Here is a 14,443-nt window from a genome sequence, read left to right as displayed (position 1 = left end):
GCTGGGCTGTGGCAGTGAGCGCAGCCTGCCCCTTGGACGCCGCTGATGCGCCTGCGCCAGGCTGCAAGCGCTTGGGGCTGTTGCTGGCGGCGGCGTTGGCGCTGTGGTTGGGGCTGTATGGCTTGGCGGGCGCGCAAGAGGTCGAGTGGCGATTGCAAACCGTCAGCACCCGCACCGGCCCCACCGGCAAGGTTGCGACGATCAACCTGTCGATCGCCGCACCGCAGGGCGGCGGCGCGCGCCATGTTCTGCTGTATGTCTCTAGCTTCAACGCGCCCCAACTCTCACAAAATCCGAAGGTGGACCGCGTCGCCCCCGTGCTACCGTGGTCGCGTGTGGGCCCGCTGCTGACGAACCACGGCGTGGTGTTTGTGGCTGCCGATATCCCCAGCGATGCCAATCGCCGCAGCTTGGCGAATCGTCCACTGCCCGAGATTGCAGCCGACGTGCGCGCGGTCATGCTCCAGCTCGAGCAGGAGTTCCCCGGACTACCGATTCACCTCGCCGGCTTTGGCGAAGATGCCGGCGAACTGGTGCCAGTGAGCCAGCGCCTGCCTGGCGCGGGCCGGCTGGTGTTTGTCAGCCCCGATTTTCGAAACTACCGCGCCTATGACTGGAAGTCATTGAAGCGGCAGGTGATGGTGTTGCAGTCACCGGGCACGCAGTGCGATTACGTGTCCTTTGCCGACGCTGCGATGGTGGCGCAACGCAATGGCTTTCGGATGGTGCTGGCCGGCTACCCGCAGGCCGAGCGCAACACGGTGTGTGGTCGCGGTAGCCAGAACACGCTCGAGGGTCTCGAAGCCCAAACTGCCGAGGTCATCGCACAGTGGCTTGATGGCCGGGAGCCGCCCAGCGGCATCGGGCACGCCCCCGCAGCAGTGGCCTGGCGCGAGCAGGTGCTGCGCTACGCGATGCCGGAGTCCTTAGGCGCGCAGACGCGGGAAATCACCATCCTGTACCCGGACGGCGCGGGCCCGTTTCCGGTCACGATTTTCAACCACGGCGATGTCCTGGTGGAGCACCCGCCGGTCCGCTTTCGCCAACGCATGGTGGACATGGTCGTCGCCCGCGAATTCCTGCAGGCCGGTTGGGCGGTCGCCTTTCCGGCACGCCGTGGCGTGGGCTTGTCCGACGGCCTGTACACCTACGAGAACGTGCTCGACGATTTCAACCCCACCTACAAGGCGCAAGTCCATGCCCGCGAAATCCTGCCCGTGCTGGATTTTTTGAAGCAGTTCGCGCTCATCGACACCAACCGCGTGGTGCTCAGTGGGCAATCGGCGGGTGGCTATGCCGTGATGCAAGTGGCCACGCTGAACTTGCCGGGAGTCATTGGTCTGGTCAATTTCTCAGGCGGACGTAGCGACGTACGGGGCCCCGATGGCCGGGCGACACCGGGTTACATCAACGAAAAAATGGTCAATGGTTTTGCCGAATTCGGCAAAGCCACGTCCATTCCCACGCTGTGGATTTTTGCCGAGAACGACAGCCGCTACTCAGCCGCCACCGTGCGCGCTGCGCACCAGGCTTTCACCGCAGGCGGCGGCAATGCCACCTTGCTGCTGCATCCCCCGCTGCCTCGCATGGACGGCCACTTCATTTACCAAGTGCCACGGATCTGGCGCGGCGTCCTGCAAAACTACTTGCGCACTGTTCAAACGAACATACCGCCCAAGTCCCCCGGCCAGTAGGTGCCCGCCGGGCCGCCTACACCACCAACCTAACCACCACCTCCAACCCCACCCCCATGACAAGCCCCGCCAACCAGTTCGACAAAAAATCCGAGGCGTGGTCCGCGCTGTTCTCCGAGCCTATGAGCGACCTGGTCAAGCGCTACACCTCCAGCGTGTTCTTTGACAAACGCCTGTGGCAGGCCGACATCACCGGCAGCCTGGCCCACGCCGCCATGCTGGCCCACCAGGGCATCATCAGCGCGGCCGACCACCAGTCCATCCAGACCGGCATGGCCACCGTGTGGCACGAGATTGAATCGGGCCAGTTTGAATGGAAACTTGACCTCGAAGATGTGCACCTCAACATCGAAGCACGCCTAACCCAACTGGTGGGTGATGCCGGCAAGCGCCTGCACACCGGGCGCAGCCGCAACGACCAGGTCGCCACCGATGTGCGGCTGTGGTTGCGCGGCGAGATCGATCTGATTGGTGAGCTGCTGACCGATGTGCAAAACGCACTGCTGGCCATTGCAGAGAAAAACGCCGAGGTCATCCTGCCAGGTTTTACCCACCTGCAAGTGGCGCAACCGGTGAGCTTTGGCCACCACCTGCTGGCCTATGTGGAGATGTTCAGCCGCGATGCTGAGCGATTGCATGACCTGCGTGTGCGCGTCAACCGCCTGCCGCTGGGCGCCGCCGCGTTGGCGGGCACCAGCTACCCGCTGGACCGCGAGATGGTGGCCAAGACCTTGGGCATGGTGGACGCGCAGGGCCAAGCTGCCATCTGCCAAAACAGCCTGGACGCAGTGAGCGACCGCGACTTTGCCATTGAGTTCACCGCAGCAGCGACGCTGGCCATGGTGCACATCAGCCGCTTGTCCGAGGAGCTGATTTTGTGGATGAGCCAGAGCTTTGGCTTCATCGACCTGGCCGACCGCTTCTGCACCGGCTCGAGCATCATGCCGCAGAAGAAAAACCCCGATGTGCCCGAGCTCGCCCGTGGCAAAACCGGCCGTGTGGTGGGCCACCTGATGGGCCTGATCACGCTGATGAAGGGCCAGCCTTTGGCCTACAACAAAGACAACCAAGAAGACAAAGAGCCACTGTTCGATACCGTGGACACCCTCAAGGACACGCTGCGCATCTTTGCCGAACTGGTGGGTGGCATCACCGTCAAGCCCGAAGCCATGGAGCGCGCCGCGCGCAAGGGCTACGCTACCGCCACCGACCTGGCCGACTACCTGGTCAAAAAGGGGCTGGCCTTTCGCGACGCCCACGAGGTGGTCGCCCATGCGGTCAAAACCGCCATCCAAAAGGGTGTGGACTTGTCGGAGCTACCGCTGGCCGAACTGCAGCAGTTCCACCCACAGATTGAAGCCGATGTGTTTGACTGCCTGAGCCTGCGCGGCTCGCTCAACGCCCGCAACACCCTGGGCGGCACCGCACCAGCGCAAGTGCGGCTGCAGATTGCCCGCCACCGTCTCCGCTTGGCGCAAGCGCCAAGCTAAAGGCCTCCCGTCAGCGCCGCTTAGTACGCGATGGGCTTCACGCCCACCGCGAAGTACTCGGTTTCGCCAAAGCAACTGGTGGGGATGCCCTTGTGCTGCTCGTAGGTGATGGACACCTTGGTACCGATGGCCGCGCTGATTGCCTTGTGCGCCTCAGGGTCGCGCACCGAGAACAAAAACTTTTCCGGTGTGGTTCCGGGGATGGACACCAAGGTGAGCTCGCCCTCCCAAGTCTTGCAGATCCAGCCCTTCTCGGAGATTTTTTGCAAGAAGCCGGCGCGCTCGCCGGTGGAGTAGCTCCAGTTCAGGGTGAAGGCGGTGTAGCCCGCAAACAGCAGCACCAATCCCAGGACCAACACACCAAGATTGCGCAACACACGACCGGGGGTAACCGCCATACCGAACTCCTTTGCTTGACCTCGGTCGATAGTAACCGTTGGAGGTGACAGCACCGTGCAAGCCCGGCGTGGGATGGGCCTAACCGGCGTTGCGCATGGCCTGGGCAAGTGCCAGGTCGCCATGGCTGGCCAAGGTGTCCGCTGCGTTCAGGCGGTCGTTTGCCTCGCGGTTTTGGCTCAACTTGGCCTTGCCTTCCATGCGGTTGATCTGGATTTCGATGCCCACGATGGCTTTGAGCATGCCGTCGATGTACTCCGGCGCGGAGTCCCCCATCTTCCAGGGCTTGGGCTCGGTGGCCTCGTGGGTGCGGGTCAGGCGACCCACCACACCGCGCACAAACTTTTCGGTGTCCTGCACCGTCATCTGCCCGTGCACATGCACCACCTCGTAATTCCAGGTCGGTACCTGGCGGTGTGACACATGTTTGCTGGGGTACCAGTTGGGCGAGATGTAAGCCGCCTCGCCGCGAAACACCACCAGCACCTCGCAGCCCGCACCGCACTGCTGCCACACTGGATTGGCCCGCGCCACATGGGCCGTCAATACGCCGCGCGCAGCGTCCAGCTCAAACGGAATGTGGTTGGCGTCGAGCCCCTGCGGGCCTTGGGTTACCAAGGCGCCCAGTGGATGGGTGCGGATGATGCTGTGCAGGGCATCGGTGTTTTTGATGGAGAAGTGGTCTGGGATGTACATCGCGCGCTCTGTGGGGGAAGACGTCGGGACCGCTAAATCCAGCGGTCCCCGACACTCTACCAGCCACGCCCCTTCAGACTTGCGCCAGTTGCTGCTCCAGTTGGTGCAGCACCTCGTAGCACGGCAGCACCTGGGCGACGCTGGCATTGGGCTCGCGGCCTTCGCGGATGGCGGCGAAAAACTCGCGGTCTTGTAGCTCGATGCCGTTCATCGACACCGCCACCCCCGAGACGTCGATCTTCTCGTCCTTGCCGGTGAACAGATCGTCGTAGCGTGCCAGGTAGGTTCCGGTGTCGCCGATGTAGCGAAAGAAGGTGCCCAAAGGCCCGTCGTTGTTGAACGACAAAGAAAGGGTGCAGATCGCACCATTGGCTGCCTGGAGCTGGATGCCCATGTCCATCGCAATCCCCAGGGTCGGGTGGATGGGTCCCTGGATGGCGTTGGCGCGCACGATGGGGCTGGCGCACTGGTAGGCAAACAGGTCCACCGTGTGGGCCGCGTGGTGCCACAGCAAGTGGTCGGTCCAGCTGCGTGGCTGGCCGAGGGCGTTGGTATTGGTGCGGCGCATGAAGTAGGTCTGCACATCCATCTGAAAGATGTTGAACGTGCCCGCCGCTACCCGCTGGTGCACCCACTGGTGGCTGGGGTTGAAGCGCCGGGTGTGGCCGCACATGGCCACACGGCCACTAGAGCGGGCCTGGGCGACCACCGCCTGGCCATCACGCAGCACATCGCACAGGGGAATCTCCACCTGCACATGCTTGCCCGCGCGCAGGCAGGCCAAAGCTTGCTCAGCGTGCATCTGGGTGGGGGTACACAGGATGACAGCGTCCACCTCGGGCAGCGCCAGGCTGTCGGCCAGGTCGGTGCTGACGTGGGCAATGCGGTACTTGGCGGCGACTTCGCGGGTCTTGTCGAGATCGCGACCGACCAGCGAGACCACCTCCACACCTTCGATGTTTTGAATGCCGTCCAGGTGCTTGATGCCAAATGCGCCGGCCCCTGCCAGCGCCACTTTGAGGGGCTGTTGCATGTCAGTCGTTCTCCAGAATCAGGTGGCCCACGGCGGTGTTGCTGGCCGGCACGTGGTAGAAACGGTGGCGCACGCGCGGCGCTGCCACCTTGCCGGACGCAGGCGGGGCCAGATCGGCCATGGCGCCACGGGCGATCAGCCACATCACCAGCTCAATGCCCTCGCTGCCGGCCTCGCGCACGTAGTCGATGTGGGGTGTTGCGGCACAGGCCTGGGGGTCCGCCACCATTCGGTCCAGCCAGGCGTTGTCCCATTGCCGGTTGATGAGTCCGGCGCGCGCGCCCTGCAGCTGGTGGCTCATGCCACCCGTGCCCCAGATCTGCACATCCAGGTCCCCATCAAAGCTCTCCACCGCCTTGCGGATGGCCTGGCCCAAGGCCAGGCAGCGCGCCCCGCTGGGCACAGGGTACTGCACCACATTGACATGCAGAGGGATGACCTGGAACGGCCAGCGCCCACCCGGCATGGGCGGGTTGCCGCACAGCAGGCTCAGGGGCACCGTCAGCCCATGGTCCACCACCATGCGGTTGCACAGGGTGAGGTCAAAGTCCTGCTGGATCACGCTCTGCGCGATGTGGGCCGCCAACTCCGGGTGGCCTTGCACCGTGGGCAAGGGGCGCGGCCCCCAGCCTTCGTCGGCGATCTCGAAACTGTCGGCACAGCCCAGGGCAAAGGTGGGAATAAGGTCCAGGCTGAAGTTGGTGGCGTGGTCGTTGTAAACCAAAAACACCACGTCGGGCGTGTTGTCTTGCATCCACTGTTTGGAGAATTCGTAGCCGGCAAACAGCGGCTGCCAATAAGGCTCGTTTTGCTTGCCCTGGTCCACGGCCACGCCGATGGCGGGCACGTGCGAGGTGTAAACCGATGCGGTGATGCGTGCCATGCCTTTAGCCTCCTGGATTGCGCAGGGCGCGACCGGCCGCGCCCTGGGGTTGGTGCTGGGGCTGGGCGTCGCCGTCCTCGCCCAAGTGGCGGTTGCCTTCTACTGAGCGGCCGCCGCGCAGCATCATCTCGCGGTACTCTTGTTCGGTCATGCCGGTCATGGAGCCCGCCATTTGCTGGAAGCTCAGACCGTCGGTGGCACCGATGCGGGCCAGAAAGTAAATATTGCCGCCAGTGCGCATGCACCAGTTGAGGTCGCGCGCCAGCACCGCTTGCTTTTGCTCCTCGCTCAGCGGCCAGGCGTCCAGGTAGGCGCGCTCATCGGCCTTGAAGCGCGCGCGGTTGTCGGGCTTCATCAGGCTGGAACAGAACTGGTTGAGCCAGTAGCCTTTGCGGCTTTGCTCGGCATCAAAAATGATGGTACCGGGCACGTCTTGGTAGGGTTTGTCCAGTGGCATGGTTGTCAAAGCTCCTCGGGCCAGTACAGGCGCATGGGGTTGTCCACCAGCAGCTTCTTCTGAAGCTCTGCGGTGGGCGCAATGTGGGGAATGAAGTCCACCAGCAGGCCGTCGTCGGGCATGTGCCCCTTGAGGTTGGGGTGGGGCCAGTCGGTGCCCCAGAGCACGCGGTCGGGAAACTCTTGGACGATGGCGCGGGCAAAAGGCAGCACATCACGGTAGGCGGCCTGCTCGCCGTGCAGGGCCGGGGGGCCGCCATTGCTCAAGCGCTCGGGGCAACTCACCTTGCTCCACACATGGGGGTGCTCGCGCAGGAAGCGGCGCAGCAGCGTGAACTCCGGGCCATCCAAGGGCTTGGACACATCGGGCCGGCCCATGTGGTCGATGACCACCGTGGTGGGCAGCGCCGTAAAAAAGTCCCACAGCTCGGGAAGGTCCACCGCCTCGAAGTACACCACCACATGCCAGCCGAAAGCGTCGATGCGCTGGGCGATCTCCAGCAACTCGTCCTTGGGCGTGAAGTCCACCAGCCGCTTGACGAAGTTAAAACGCACGCCGCGCACGCCGGCGTCATGCAGCTGCTGCAGCTCGGTGTCGGTCACGCTGCGCCGCACCGTGGCCACGCCGCGCGCGCGCCCGGCGCTGGCACGGCTGGCGTCCACCAGCGCCCGGTTGTCGGCGCCGTGGCAGGTGGCTTGCACGATCACATTGCGGGCAAAGCCCAGGTGGTCGCGCAGCGCGAACAGCTGCGCTTTGCCAGCGTCACAGGGCGTGTATTTACGCTCTGGCGCGTATGGAAATTCCGCGCCGGGGCCGAACACATGGCAGTGCGCATCCACACTGCCAGTGGGCAGTACAAAGCGTGGCTTGCTGGGACCGGCGTACCAGTCCAGCCAGCCGTCGGTCTTGCGGAAATCGCCCGTTGTGGGTCGGCCCATGGTGGATTACCTGGAAAGAATGTGGACGGCCCGCCCCGCCCGCTGGCAAGGGCAGGCCCTGCGGGGCGGTTTACTTGGCAGTGGAGTACTTGGAGATCAGGCCCTTTGCGTCGTCCAGCATCTTGGTGCCGTTCAGTCCTTTGCCGTTCATCTCAGTCACCCATTCGCTGGAGAGCTTGCTGCCCAAGGCCTTCCACTGCACCAGCTCCGATGCGGGAATCACATTGATCGCCGACTGGTTGACCAGCTTCTTGCCCTCCACATCGGCTTGCAAAAAGGCACGTCCTGCCGCCGCCGACAGGGCAGCACCGGAATTGGCGTCGATGACCTTCTTCAAGTCAGCTGGCAGCGCGTCGTACTTGGCCTTGTTCATCGCGAAGATGAAGGTCGAGGTGTAGAACGCGGGCTCTTTGGGGTCGGTCTCGGAGTGGAACTTCACCAGCTCCTGGATCTTGATGGCGGGCACCACCTCGTAGGGCACCACCGCACCGTCGATCACGCCCTTGGACAGCGCATCACCCACCTGGGGCACCGGCATGCTGACCGGGGTTGCACCCAGCATGGCGATGAACTTGTTGGTCATGCGCGTGGGGGCACGCAGCTTGAGGCCGCGCAGGTCGGCCATGGTTTTCACCGGCTTGCCGTTCATGTGGAACACGCCGTCACCGTGCACATGGAAAGCCAGGGGTTTGACGTCCTTGAACTCGGCGGCGCTGTGGATTTGCACGTAATCCCACAAGGCTTTGGAGGTGGCCTCGGGGTTTTGCATCATGAAAGGCAGCTCAAAGGCCTCGATGCTCGGGAACCTGCCAGCGGTGTAGCCCGGCAGCGTCCACACAATATCGGCCACACCATCGCTCACCTGCTGGTAGAGCTGTGGCGGCGTGCCGCCAAGCTGCATCGAGGGGTAAATCTGGCACTTGAGGCGGTTGGCCGATTCCTTGGCCACCTTGTCGCACCAAGGCGTGATCAACAAGGTGTTGGCAAACGAGCTGGCGGGCAGGAAGAAATGGACTTTGAGGGTCACCTCCTGTGCCAGCGCGCTGGAACTTGCCATACAGGCCAGGGCGGCTGCGACCAATGTGCTGCGAATTTTCATAGTGAAGTCTCCTTGTGGTTTCAGGTCAAAAAATGCACCAGCCACAAGGCCAGCGCCGGGAACATAAGCAGCAGCGCCAAGCGAATGCCGTCGGTGATAAGAAAGGGCACAACGCCCTTGTAGGTTTCCACCATGGGCACGTCGCGGGCCAGCCCGTTCATGATGTACACATTGAGCCCCACGGGCGGAAAAATCATTCCAATGGCGCAGACCGTGAGGATCAATACGCCAAACCACAAGGCCTTGTCCGCCGGTCCCAAGCCGTAGAAGTCCAGGCCCATGATCACCGGAAACAGGGTCGGCACGGTGAGCAAGATCATGCTCATCTCGTCCATCACGCAGCCCAGGATGATGTAGAACACCATCACACCCGCCATGATCAGCACTGGCGAAATTTGCAAATGGCCCACGATATCGGCCAGTTGCGACGGCAGTTGCGACAAGGCCAGCGCCGCATTGATCATGTCGGCGCCAATGAAGATCAAGAAGATCATGCCGCTGGTCTGCGCCGTGCTGCGCACCGCGTTGACGAACTTGCCCCAATTGATTTCGCGGCGCACCAAGGTGATGGCAAAGGTCAGCACCACGCCAATGGCAGCGCCTTCGGTGGCAGTGAACAAGCCGCCATAGATGCCGCCAAACACCACGCCAAAGATCGCCACGATGGGCCAAACCTGCAAAGCAGCGCGCAGTACCTGTGCAGCACTTGCGGGCTGGGCTGCGGGCGCATGCTCGGGGTGCAGCCGCACGATGAAGCCAATCGCGAGCAAATAGCCCACCGCGGCCAGCAGCGCCGGTACATAGGCCGCCAAAAACATTTTGGTGATGTTTTGCTCGGTCAAAATTGCGTACACCACCAGCGTGACCGAAGGTGGCAACAGCACCCCCATGGTGCCGCCAGTGGCCAGCGCCGCCGTTGCCAGCCGGCCGGAGTAGCCAATGCGGCGCATCTGCGGGTAGGCCACCTGGGCAATGGTGGCGGTGGTGGCCACGGTGGAGCCCGAAATAGAACCAAACGCGGCACAGGCCAACACACCGGCCATCGCCATGCCACCGCGAAAGCGGCCCAGCAAAGCATTCGCAAAGTCAAACAACGCCTTGGCCAAACCGCCCTGAACGGCCAAGCCACCCATGAGCATGAAAAGGGGAATGACCGACAGGTCATAGACGGACACGCGGCCGTAGACCGCGCCCTTGAGGTGCGACAGCAAAGGCATCCAACCCGACAGCAACAGGTAGCCCACCGCGCCCGGCACGAACATCGCAATCGCGATGGGCACCCGCACCGCCATCAGTGTCAGCATGGCGCCAAACATCAGCAGCCCAATGGTCATGGTGCTCATGCGCGCACCTGCGCTTTGCCAGACAACATGCGCACCAACTGCAGCACACCAATGAGCACGCACAGCGCCAGGCCCGGCAGCATCAAGGTATAGGGCAGCCACAGGGGCAAGTCCATCAGCATGGAGCGCTCTTTGGCGGCGTGGATGTCCACGGCACCCACCGCCACGCGCCACAGCACCAAGGCCATCACCAGCGTGTACAAGGCCACGCCAACGGCGTCCATCCGCCCCTGGGTTCGTTCGGAGGCGCCAGTGGTGAAGAAGTCCACGATGATGTTGGCGCGGCGGTACTGGGTGTACGGCAGGAAGGACGCCACCACCACCGCGCCACCGAGCTGCACCAGCTCGACGTCACCCAGGATGGGATGCATAAAAAAAGCGCGGCCCACCACACTGGTGGTGGTCATGACGGCGATCGACAGCAGCACCACCGCGCCAATGGCGGCGCTGATGTCGCACAAGGTCGCCAGCCAGTCGTGCGGGGGTGACGCGCTTGGGGTCAACTCAGACAAGGGTGGATCTCCGGTAGAGGTAGTGGTGGGATTGCAGGTTCAGTCGACGTAGCGCAAGCCCGCCGCCGCCAAGGGCGCTCGCATCTGGTACATGTCCAAACCCAGCACGCCGGCGGCCAACTGGGCGCGTTTGTCGCCTTCGGCGCGCTCGCGCTGCTGCGCCGCGGCCAGGGTTTGCGCGGCACGCGCAGCAGGCACGCACACCACACCGTCATCGTCAGCCACCACCACATCGCCGGGAGTCACCAACATGCCAGCGCAGACCACCGCAATGTTGACCGAGCCCAAGGTCGCTTTGACCGTGCCTTTGCTGGAGATGCACTTGCTCCACACCGGAAACTGCATGGCTTGCAGTGTCTTCACATCGCGCACCCCAGCGTCGATCACCAGTGCACGCGCACCGCGCGCCTGGAAGCTGGTGGCCAGTAAGTCGCCAAAGTAGCCATCGGTGCATTCGGCGGTAACGGCGGCCACCACGATGTCACCGGGCTGAATCTGCTCGGCCACCACATGCATCATCCAGTTGTCGCCCGGGTGCAGCAGGACGGTCACCGCGGTGCCCGAAACTTGCGCGCCTGCGTAAATTGGCCGCATATACGGCTGCAGTAGCCCGACCCGGCCCATGGCCTCGTGCACAGTGGCAGAACCCAGCTTCGCCAGCGCGTCGGCCACGCCGCGCTCGGCGCGGATGATGTTGCGGTACACAACGCCCAGTTCAAACATGCTCTCTCTCCTCCAAAGCCAGCGCCTGCTCCATGCCCTGGCGCCGCTTGGCGGCCAGCGTGGCAGGCGAGGCGAAATACTGCAACAGCGCCTGGGCCGCTGGCACCTGGTCGCACGCCGCGCACACGCCCCCGGAAAACGTGGTCACGATGGCCACCTCAGCGGGCATGGGCCCCAGCAGCGTGATGCCTGACAACTGCAGCAACTCGCTGGTTTGCTGGAACCCCAGCGTCACCTCACCTTGCGCCAGCAAACGGCCCACAGGCACGCCCGGCGGAGCCTGCACCAGGCGGTCCTGCAACTGCGCCAGTACCCCCCAGCGCGCAAACAGTGCAGTCAACGCCACGCCGCTGGGGCCGGTGGAATAGCCAATGCGCGAGGCGGCCAGCACAGCGCGCTGCAAGGTAGCTTCGGTGCCTATGTCGGGCACTGGCGCACCAGCAGGCACCGCAACCGAGACAGCCGAGCGCACCAGATCGAGCCGGCTCCCGGTGAGCACATGGCCACTCTCGGCGAGCGCATCGATGGCGTCACGCGCCAAAAACACCAGGTCGAAAGCCTCGCCCGCGCGCACGCGTTTGGCCGCATCCACCCCGCCCATCGACTCGAGCGCCAGGGTGACCCCAGCGTCGCGCAGGAAGTCGCCTGCCAGCTCGGCCAGAACCGCCTGGGTGGCCATCGAAGAAATGCCGCAAAGCGTGGTGGTGTGTGCCATGCTGTCCTGCTTCATGCACCGACTGCGGACGGTTGCTCGCGCGCCGACAAACGCGCGTCCAAGCGCGAAAACACCCGCCGGGCATTGCCCTCGTAGATCAGGTGCTTGTCCTGGGCGCTCAAGCGGGAAGACGCTTCGATGTAGCGCTTGGTGTCGTCGTAGTGGTGGCCGGTTTGCGGGTCGATGCCGCGCACCGCGCCGATCATCTCCGAGGCGAACAGCACGTTTTTGACCGGGATGACCGTGCTGAGCAAGTCAATGCCTGGCTGGTGGTAGACGCAGGTGTCGAAAAAAATGTTGTTGAGTAGATGCTCTTCTAACAACGGCTTTTTTAGCTCTTGCGCCAGACCACGAAAACGCCCCCAGTGGTAGGGCACCGCGCCGCCGCCGTGGGGAATCAAAAACTTGAGGGTGGGAAAGTCCTTGAACAGGTTGCCCTGCAAGCACTGCATGAAGGCCGTGGTGTCGGCGTTCAGGTAGTGCGCGCCGGTGGTGTGGAAGCAGGCGTTGCAGCTGGTGCTCACATGAACCATGGCGGGCAGGTCGTACTCCACCATTTTTTCGTACAAGGGGTACCAGTGGCGGTCGGTCAGCGGCGGGCTGGTCCAGTGGCCACCGCTGGGGTCGGGGTTGAGGTTGATGCCGACCGCACCGTACTCCCTCACGCACTTTTCCAGCTCGGGGATGCAGGTGGCGGGGTCCACGCCGGGGCTTTGGGGCAGCATGGCCACCGGCACAAAATGGTCTGGAAACAGTTCACTCACCCGAAAGCACAGCTCATTGCAGATGGCAGCCCAAGTGGCCGACACCTCGAAGTCCCCGATGTGGTGGGCCATGAAACTGGCGCGCGGCGAAAACAAGGTGAGGTCGCTGCCGCGCTCGCGCATCAGGCGCAATTGGTTGGTCTCGATGCTTTCGCGCAGCGCGTCGTCGCTGATCTTCAGGTCCGAAGACCGGGGGCGAGACGCCGGGTCTTGGATGCCTGCAATCTGCGCGTTGCGCCAGTCCTCCAAGGCCTTGGGGGCCGTGGTGTAGTGGCCGTGGCAATCGATCACCATGCGTGTGTCTCCAACAAATAACGTGACCCTGACGGCCCGCATTGTCCCGCGCACCGTGCGTACGCTCCGTCATTATTGGTGAGCTTGGATTCCTATTTTGTGATGACCGTGGTAGAAACCCGGAGATTGCTCCCCACCCCATGTCCGACCGTTCCCCCGCCCATCCCAGCGCGCTTGGCGTTCTAGACCACCTGCGCCCGTTCATGGCTGTCGCGTCCCAGGGCAGCATCGCGCGCGCGGCCCAGCAAGTGTTCAAAGCGCCATCGGCGGTGACGCGCTCAGTGGCGGAAGTGGAGCATGCGCTGGGCGTGGCCTTGTTCGAGCGCAAGCCGCGCGGCATGCTGCTCAATGCGTGCGGTCAGGCGGTGCTGGCGCGCGCGCAGCGCATTGCGGAGGAGGCCCAGGCCGGCGCCGATGAGTTCCTTCGCGGCCTGACCGCAAGCTCCGGTTTGCACAATGCTGTGATCGGCCTGGTGTTCAACGCCCGCAAGTTGGAGTTGCTCATTGGGCTGTCGGAGCACCGTTCGCTCTCGGCAGCGGCAGCGCACATCGGGCTCACCCAGGCCGGCGCCAGCATGGCGCTCACCCGCATGGAGGCCACGCTGGGCCAAGCCCTGTTCCAGCGGATGATGCAAGGCATGGTGCCCACTGACGCCGCTGCGCGCCTGGTGGTGCGGGCCAAGCGGGTGTTTTCTGAGGTCCGCCACATGCAGTCGGACTTGGCGGCCATTTCCGGCAGCGTGGCCGGGGTGGTCACCATTGGCACCCTGCCGCTGGGACGCACCTACGTGGTCCCCACCGCCATCGCCCAGGCGCTGGGCCAGCACCCGGGCTTGCGGGTGGTCACATTCGAGAGCCACTACGAACAGCTGATTGCCAGCCTGCGCAGCGGTGACATCGACGTGGTGTTCGGCGCGCTGCGCGCCGCCGATACCGCACCGGGCCTGGTGACCGAAACCCTGTTTAGTGACCGCATCGGCATTGTTGCCCGCAGCGGCCACCCGCTGTCGCGCAAGAAAACAGTGAAGCTGCAGGACTTGCTGCGCCAGCAATGGATCCTGCCCCGCCCCAACGCGCCTGGCCGCCGCCTGGTGGACGCGTTCTTTCGCGACGCCGGGCTTGCGCCGCCAACGCCGTCGGTGGAAACAGGCGACCTGGCCATGCTGCGCCAATTGCTCAAGTGCAGCGATATGGTCACCGCCATCTCGCCCCACCAGTTGGTGTTCGAAATCGCCAACGGCAGCCTGGCCGAGCTGGCTGCACCCATGGGCACCACCACCCGGCAAATTGGTTTTACGCTGCGCCAAGGCAGCGCCCTTTCTCCTTCAGCCTTGGCTGTGCTGGATGCGATGCGCAGCGCGGCACAAGCGCTGGCGGCCCCACAAGGTCGTCTGCCTCTGGTCTAA

At 63.9% G+C, this 14,443-nt stretch carries 15 protein-coding genes; 3 read left to right on the top strand and 12 right to left on the bottom strand.

Annotated features, from left to right (window positions below):
- The first annotated feature begins 8 nt into the window (after window positions 1-8).
- Together ACILRC_RS01770 and argH are read left to right on the top strand one after the other, a co-directional pair.
- On the top strand, window positions 9-1,694 hold the full coding sequence (locus ACILRC_RS01770; RefSeq protein WP_395667622.1) for a dienelactone hydrolase family protein: 1,686 nt from the start codon (window positions 9-11) through the stop codon (window positions 1,692-1,694).
- 56 nt (window positions 1,695-1,750) lie between these two features.
- The gene (gene argH / locus ACILRC_RS01765; protein ID WP_395667621.1) at window positions 1,751-3,184 is read left to right on the top strand and encodes an argininosuccinate lyase; all 1,434 of its coding nucleotides are present in this window, start codon (window positions 1,751-1,753) and stop codon (window positions 3,182-3,184) included.
- Between the two features lie 20 nt (window positions 3,185-3,204).
- Here the strand turns inward: argH and ACILRC_RS01760 are convergent, their stop codons facing one another.
- From ACILRC_RS01760 to ACILRC_RS01705, 12 genes are all read right to left on the bottom strand, one after another.
- Entirely contained in the window at window positions 3,205-3,582 is a 378-nt protein-coding gene (locus tag ACILRC_RS01760; protein ID WP_395667620.1) for a hypothetical protein, read from the bottom strand.
- 79 nt (window positions 3,583-3,661) lie between these two features.
- A complete protein-coding gene (locus tag ACILRC_RS01755; RefSeq protein WP_395667619.1) occupies window positions 3,662-4,276 on the bottom strand; it encodes an FMN-binding negative transcriptional regulator in 615 nt (204 codons plus the stop codon).
- A 73-nt stretch (window positions 4,277-4,349) separates the two neighbouring features.
- Complete coding sequence (locus ACILRC_RS01750) at window positions 4,350-5,309, bottom strand: Gfo/Idh/MocA family oxidoreductase (RefSeq protein ID WP_395667618.1); 960 nt, start codon at window positions 5,307-5,309, stop codon at window positions 4,350-4,352.
- A gap of 1 nt (window position 5,310) precedes the next feature.
- Entirely contained in the window at window positions 5,311-6,192 is an 882-nt protein-coding gene (locus ACILRC_RS01745) for a class III extradiol dioxygenase subunit beta (RefSeq protein ID WP_395667617.1), read from the bottom strand.
- 4 nt (window positions 6,193-6,196) lie between these two features.
- Window positions 6,197-6,649, bottom strand: coding sequence for a protocatechuate 4,5-dioxygenase subunit alpha (ligA, locus tag ACILRC_RS01740; protein ID WP_395667616.1), 453 nt, complete (start codon window positions 6,647-6,649; stop codon window positions 6,197-6,199).
- Between the two features lie 5 nt (window positions 6,650-6,654).
- Window positions 6,655-7,587, bottom strand: coding sequence for an amidohydrolase family protein (locus ACILRC_RS01735; RefSeq protein WP_395667615.1), 933 nt, complete (start codon window positions 7,585-7,587; stop codon window positions 6,655-6,657).
- 70 nt (window positions 7,588-7,657) lie between these two features.
- On the bottom strand, window positions 7,658-8,686 hold the full coding sequence (locus ACILRC_RS01730) for a TRAP transporter substrate-binding protein (protein ID WP_395667614.1): 1,029 nt from the start codon (window positions 8,684-8,686) through the stop codon (window positions 7,658-7,660).
- Window positions 8,687-8,706: 20 nt separating this feature from the next.
- Complete coding sequence (locus ACILRC_RS01725; protein ID WP_395667613.1) at window positions 8,707-10,029, bottom strand: TRAP transporter large permease; 1,323 nt, start codon at window positions 10,027-10,029, stop codon at window positions 8,707-8,709.
- The gene (locus ACILRC_RS01720) at window positions 10,026-10,541 is read right to left on the bottom strand and encodes a TRAP transporter small permease (protein WP_395667612.1); all 516 of its coding nucleotides are present in this window, start codon (window positions 10,539-10,541) and stop codon (window positions 10,026-10,028) included. The genes ACILRC_RS01725 and ACILRC_RS01720 overlap by 4 nt, the downstream gene beginning before the upstream one ends.
- 39 nt (window positions 10,542-10,580) lie before the next feature.
- Entirely contained in the window at window positions 10,581-11,264 is a 684-nt protein-coding gene (gene ligK, locus ACILRC_RS01715) for a 4-carboxy-4-hydroxy-2-oxoadipate aldolase/oxaloacetate decarboxylase (RefSeq protein ID WP_395667611.1), read from the bottom strand.
- On the bottom strand, window positions 11,257-11,979 hold the full coding sequence (locus ACILRC_RS01710) for a substrate-binding domain-containing protein (RefSeq protein ID WP_395667610.1): 723 nt from the start codon (window positions 11,977-11,979) through the stop codon (window positions 11,257-11,259). Before ACILRC_RS01710 ends, ligK begins: the two co-directional genes overlap by 8 nt.
- Before the next feature lie 11 nt (window positions 11,980-11,990).
- Window positions 11,991-13,037 (bottom strand): amidohydrolase family protein, encoded by a 1,047-nt coding sequence (locus tag ACILRC_RS01705; RefSeq protein ID WP_395667609.1) that lies wholly within the window; start codon window positions 13,035-13,037, stop codon window positions 11,991-11,993.
- Window positions 13,038-13,177: 140 nt separating this feature from the next.
- On the opposite strand from ACILRC_RS01705, the gene ACILRC_RS01700 reads away from it, so the two are divergent.
- On the top strand, window positions 13,178-14,443 hold the full coding sequence (locus ACILRC_RS01700) for a LysR family transcriptional regulator (RefSeq protein ID WP_395667608.1): 1,266 nt from the start codon (window positions 13,178-13,180) through the stop codon (window positions 14,441-14,443).

It is taken from the genome of Rhodoferax sp., assembly GCF_044236835.1.
In the GTDB taxonomy this organism is placed as follows: domain Bacteria; phylum Pseudomonadota; class Gammaproteobacteria; order Burkholderiales; family Burkholderiaceae_C; genus Allorhodoferax.
Note: the sequence above shows the minus strand (reverse complement) of the source record. Positions and strands in the feature narration are given on the sequence as shown.

Excerpts from the sequence above, each read along its gene's own strand:
- ACILRC_RS01750 (WP_395667618.1), bottom strand. The coding sequence starts at position 5,309 with ATGCAACAGCCCCTCAAAGTGGCGCTGGCAGGGGCCGGCGCATTTGGC.
- ACILRC_RS01700 (WP_395667608.1), top strand. The coding sequence starts at position 13,178 with ATGTCCGACCGTTCCCCCGCCCATCCCAGCGCGCTTGGCGTTCTAGAC.
- ACILRC_RS01735 (WP_395667615.1), bottom strand. The coding sequence starts at position 7,587 with ATGGGCCGACCCACAACGGGCGATTTCCGCAAGACCGACGGCTGGCTG.
- ACILRC_RS01705 (WP_395667609.1), bottom strand. The coding sequence starts at position 13,037 with ATGGTGATCGATTGCCACGGCCACTACACCACGGCCCCCAAGGCCTTG.
- ligK (WP_395667611.1), bottom strand. The coding sequence starts at position 11,264 with ATGTTTGAACTGGGCGTTGTGTACCGCAACATCATCCGCGCCGAGCGC.
- ACILRC_RS01755 (WP_395667619.1), bottom strand. The coding sequence starts at position 4,276 with ATGTACATCCCAGACCACTTCTCCATCAAAAACACCGATGCCCTGCAC.
- ligA (WP_395667616.1), bottom strand. The coding sequence starts at position 6,649 with ATGCCACTGGACAAACCCTACCAAGACGTGCCCGGTACCATCATTTTT.
- ACILRC_RS01725 (WP_395667613.1), bottom strand. The coding sequence starts at position 10,029 with ATGAGCACCATGACCATTGGGCTGCTGATGTTTGGCGCCATGCTGACA.
- argH (WP_395667621.1), top strand. The coding sequence starts at position 1,751 with ATGACAAGCCCCGCCAACCAGTTCGACAAAAAATCCGAGGCGTGGTCC.
- ACILRC_RS01710 (WP_395667610.1), bottom strand. The coding sequence starts at position 11,979 with ATGGCACACACCACCACGCTTTGCGGCATTTCTTCGATGGCCACCCAG.
- ACILRC_RS01745 (WP_395667617.1), bottom strand. The coding sequence starts at position 6,192 with ATGGCACGCATCACCGCATCGGTTTACACCTCGCACGTGCCCGCCATC.
- ACILRC_RS01730 (WP_395667614.1), bottom strand. The coding sequence starts at position 8,686 with ATGAAAATTCGCAGCACATTGGTCGCAGCCGCCCTGGCCTGTATGGCA.
- ACILRC_RS01760 (WP_395667620.1), bottom strand. The coding sequence starts at position 3,582 with ATGGCGGTTACCCCCGGTCGTGTGTTGCGCAATCTTGGTGTGTTGGTC.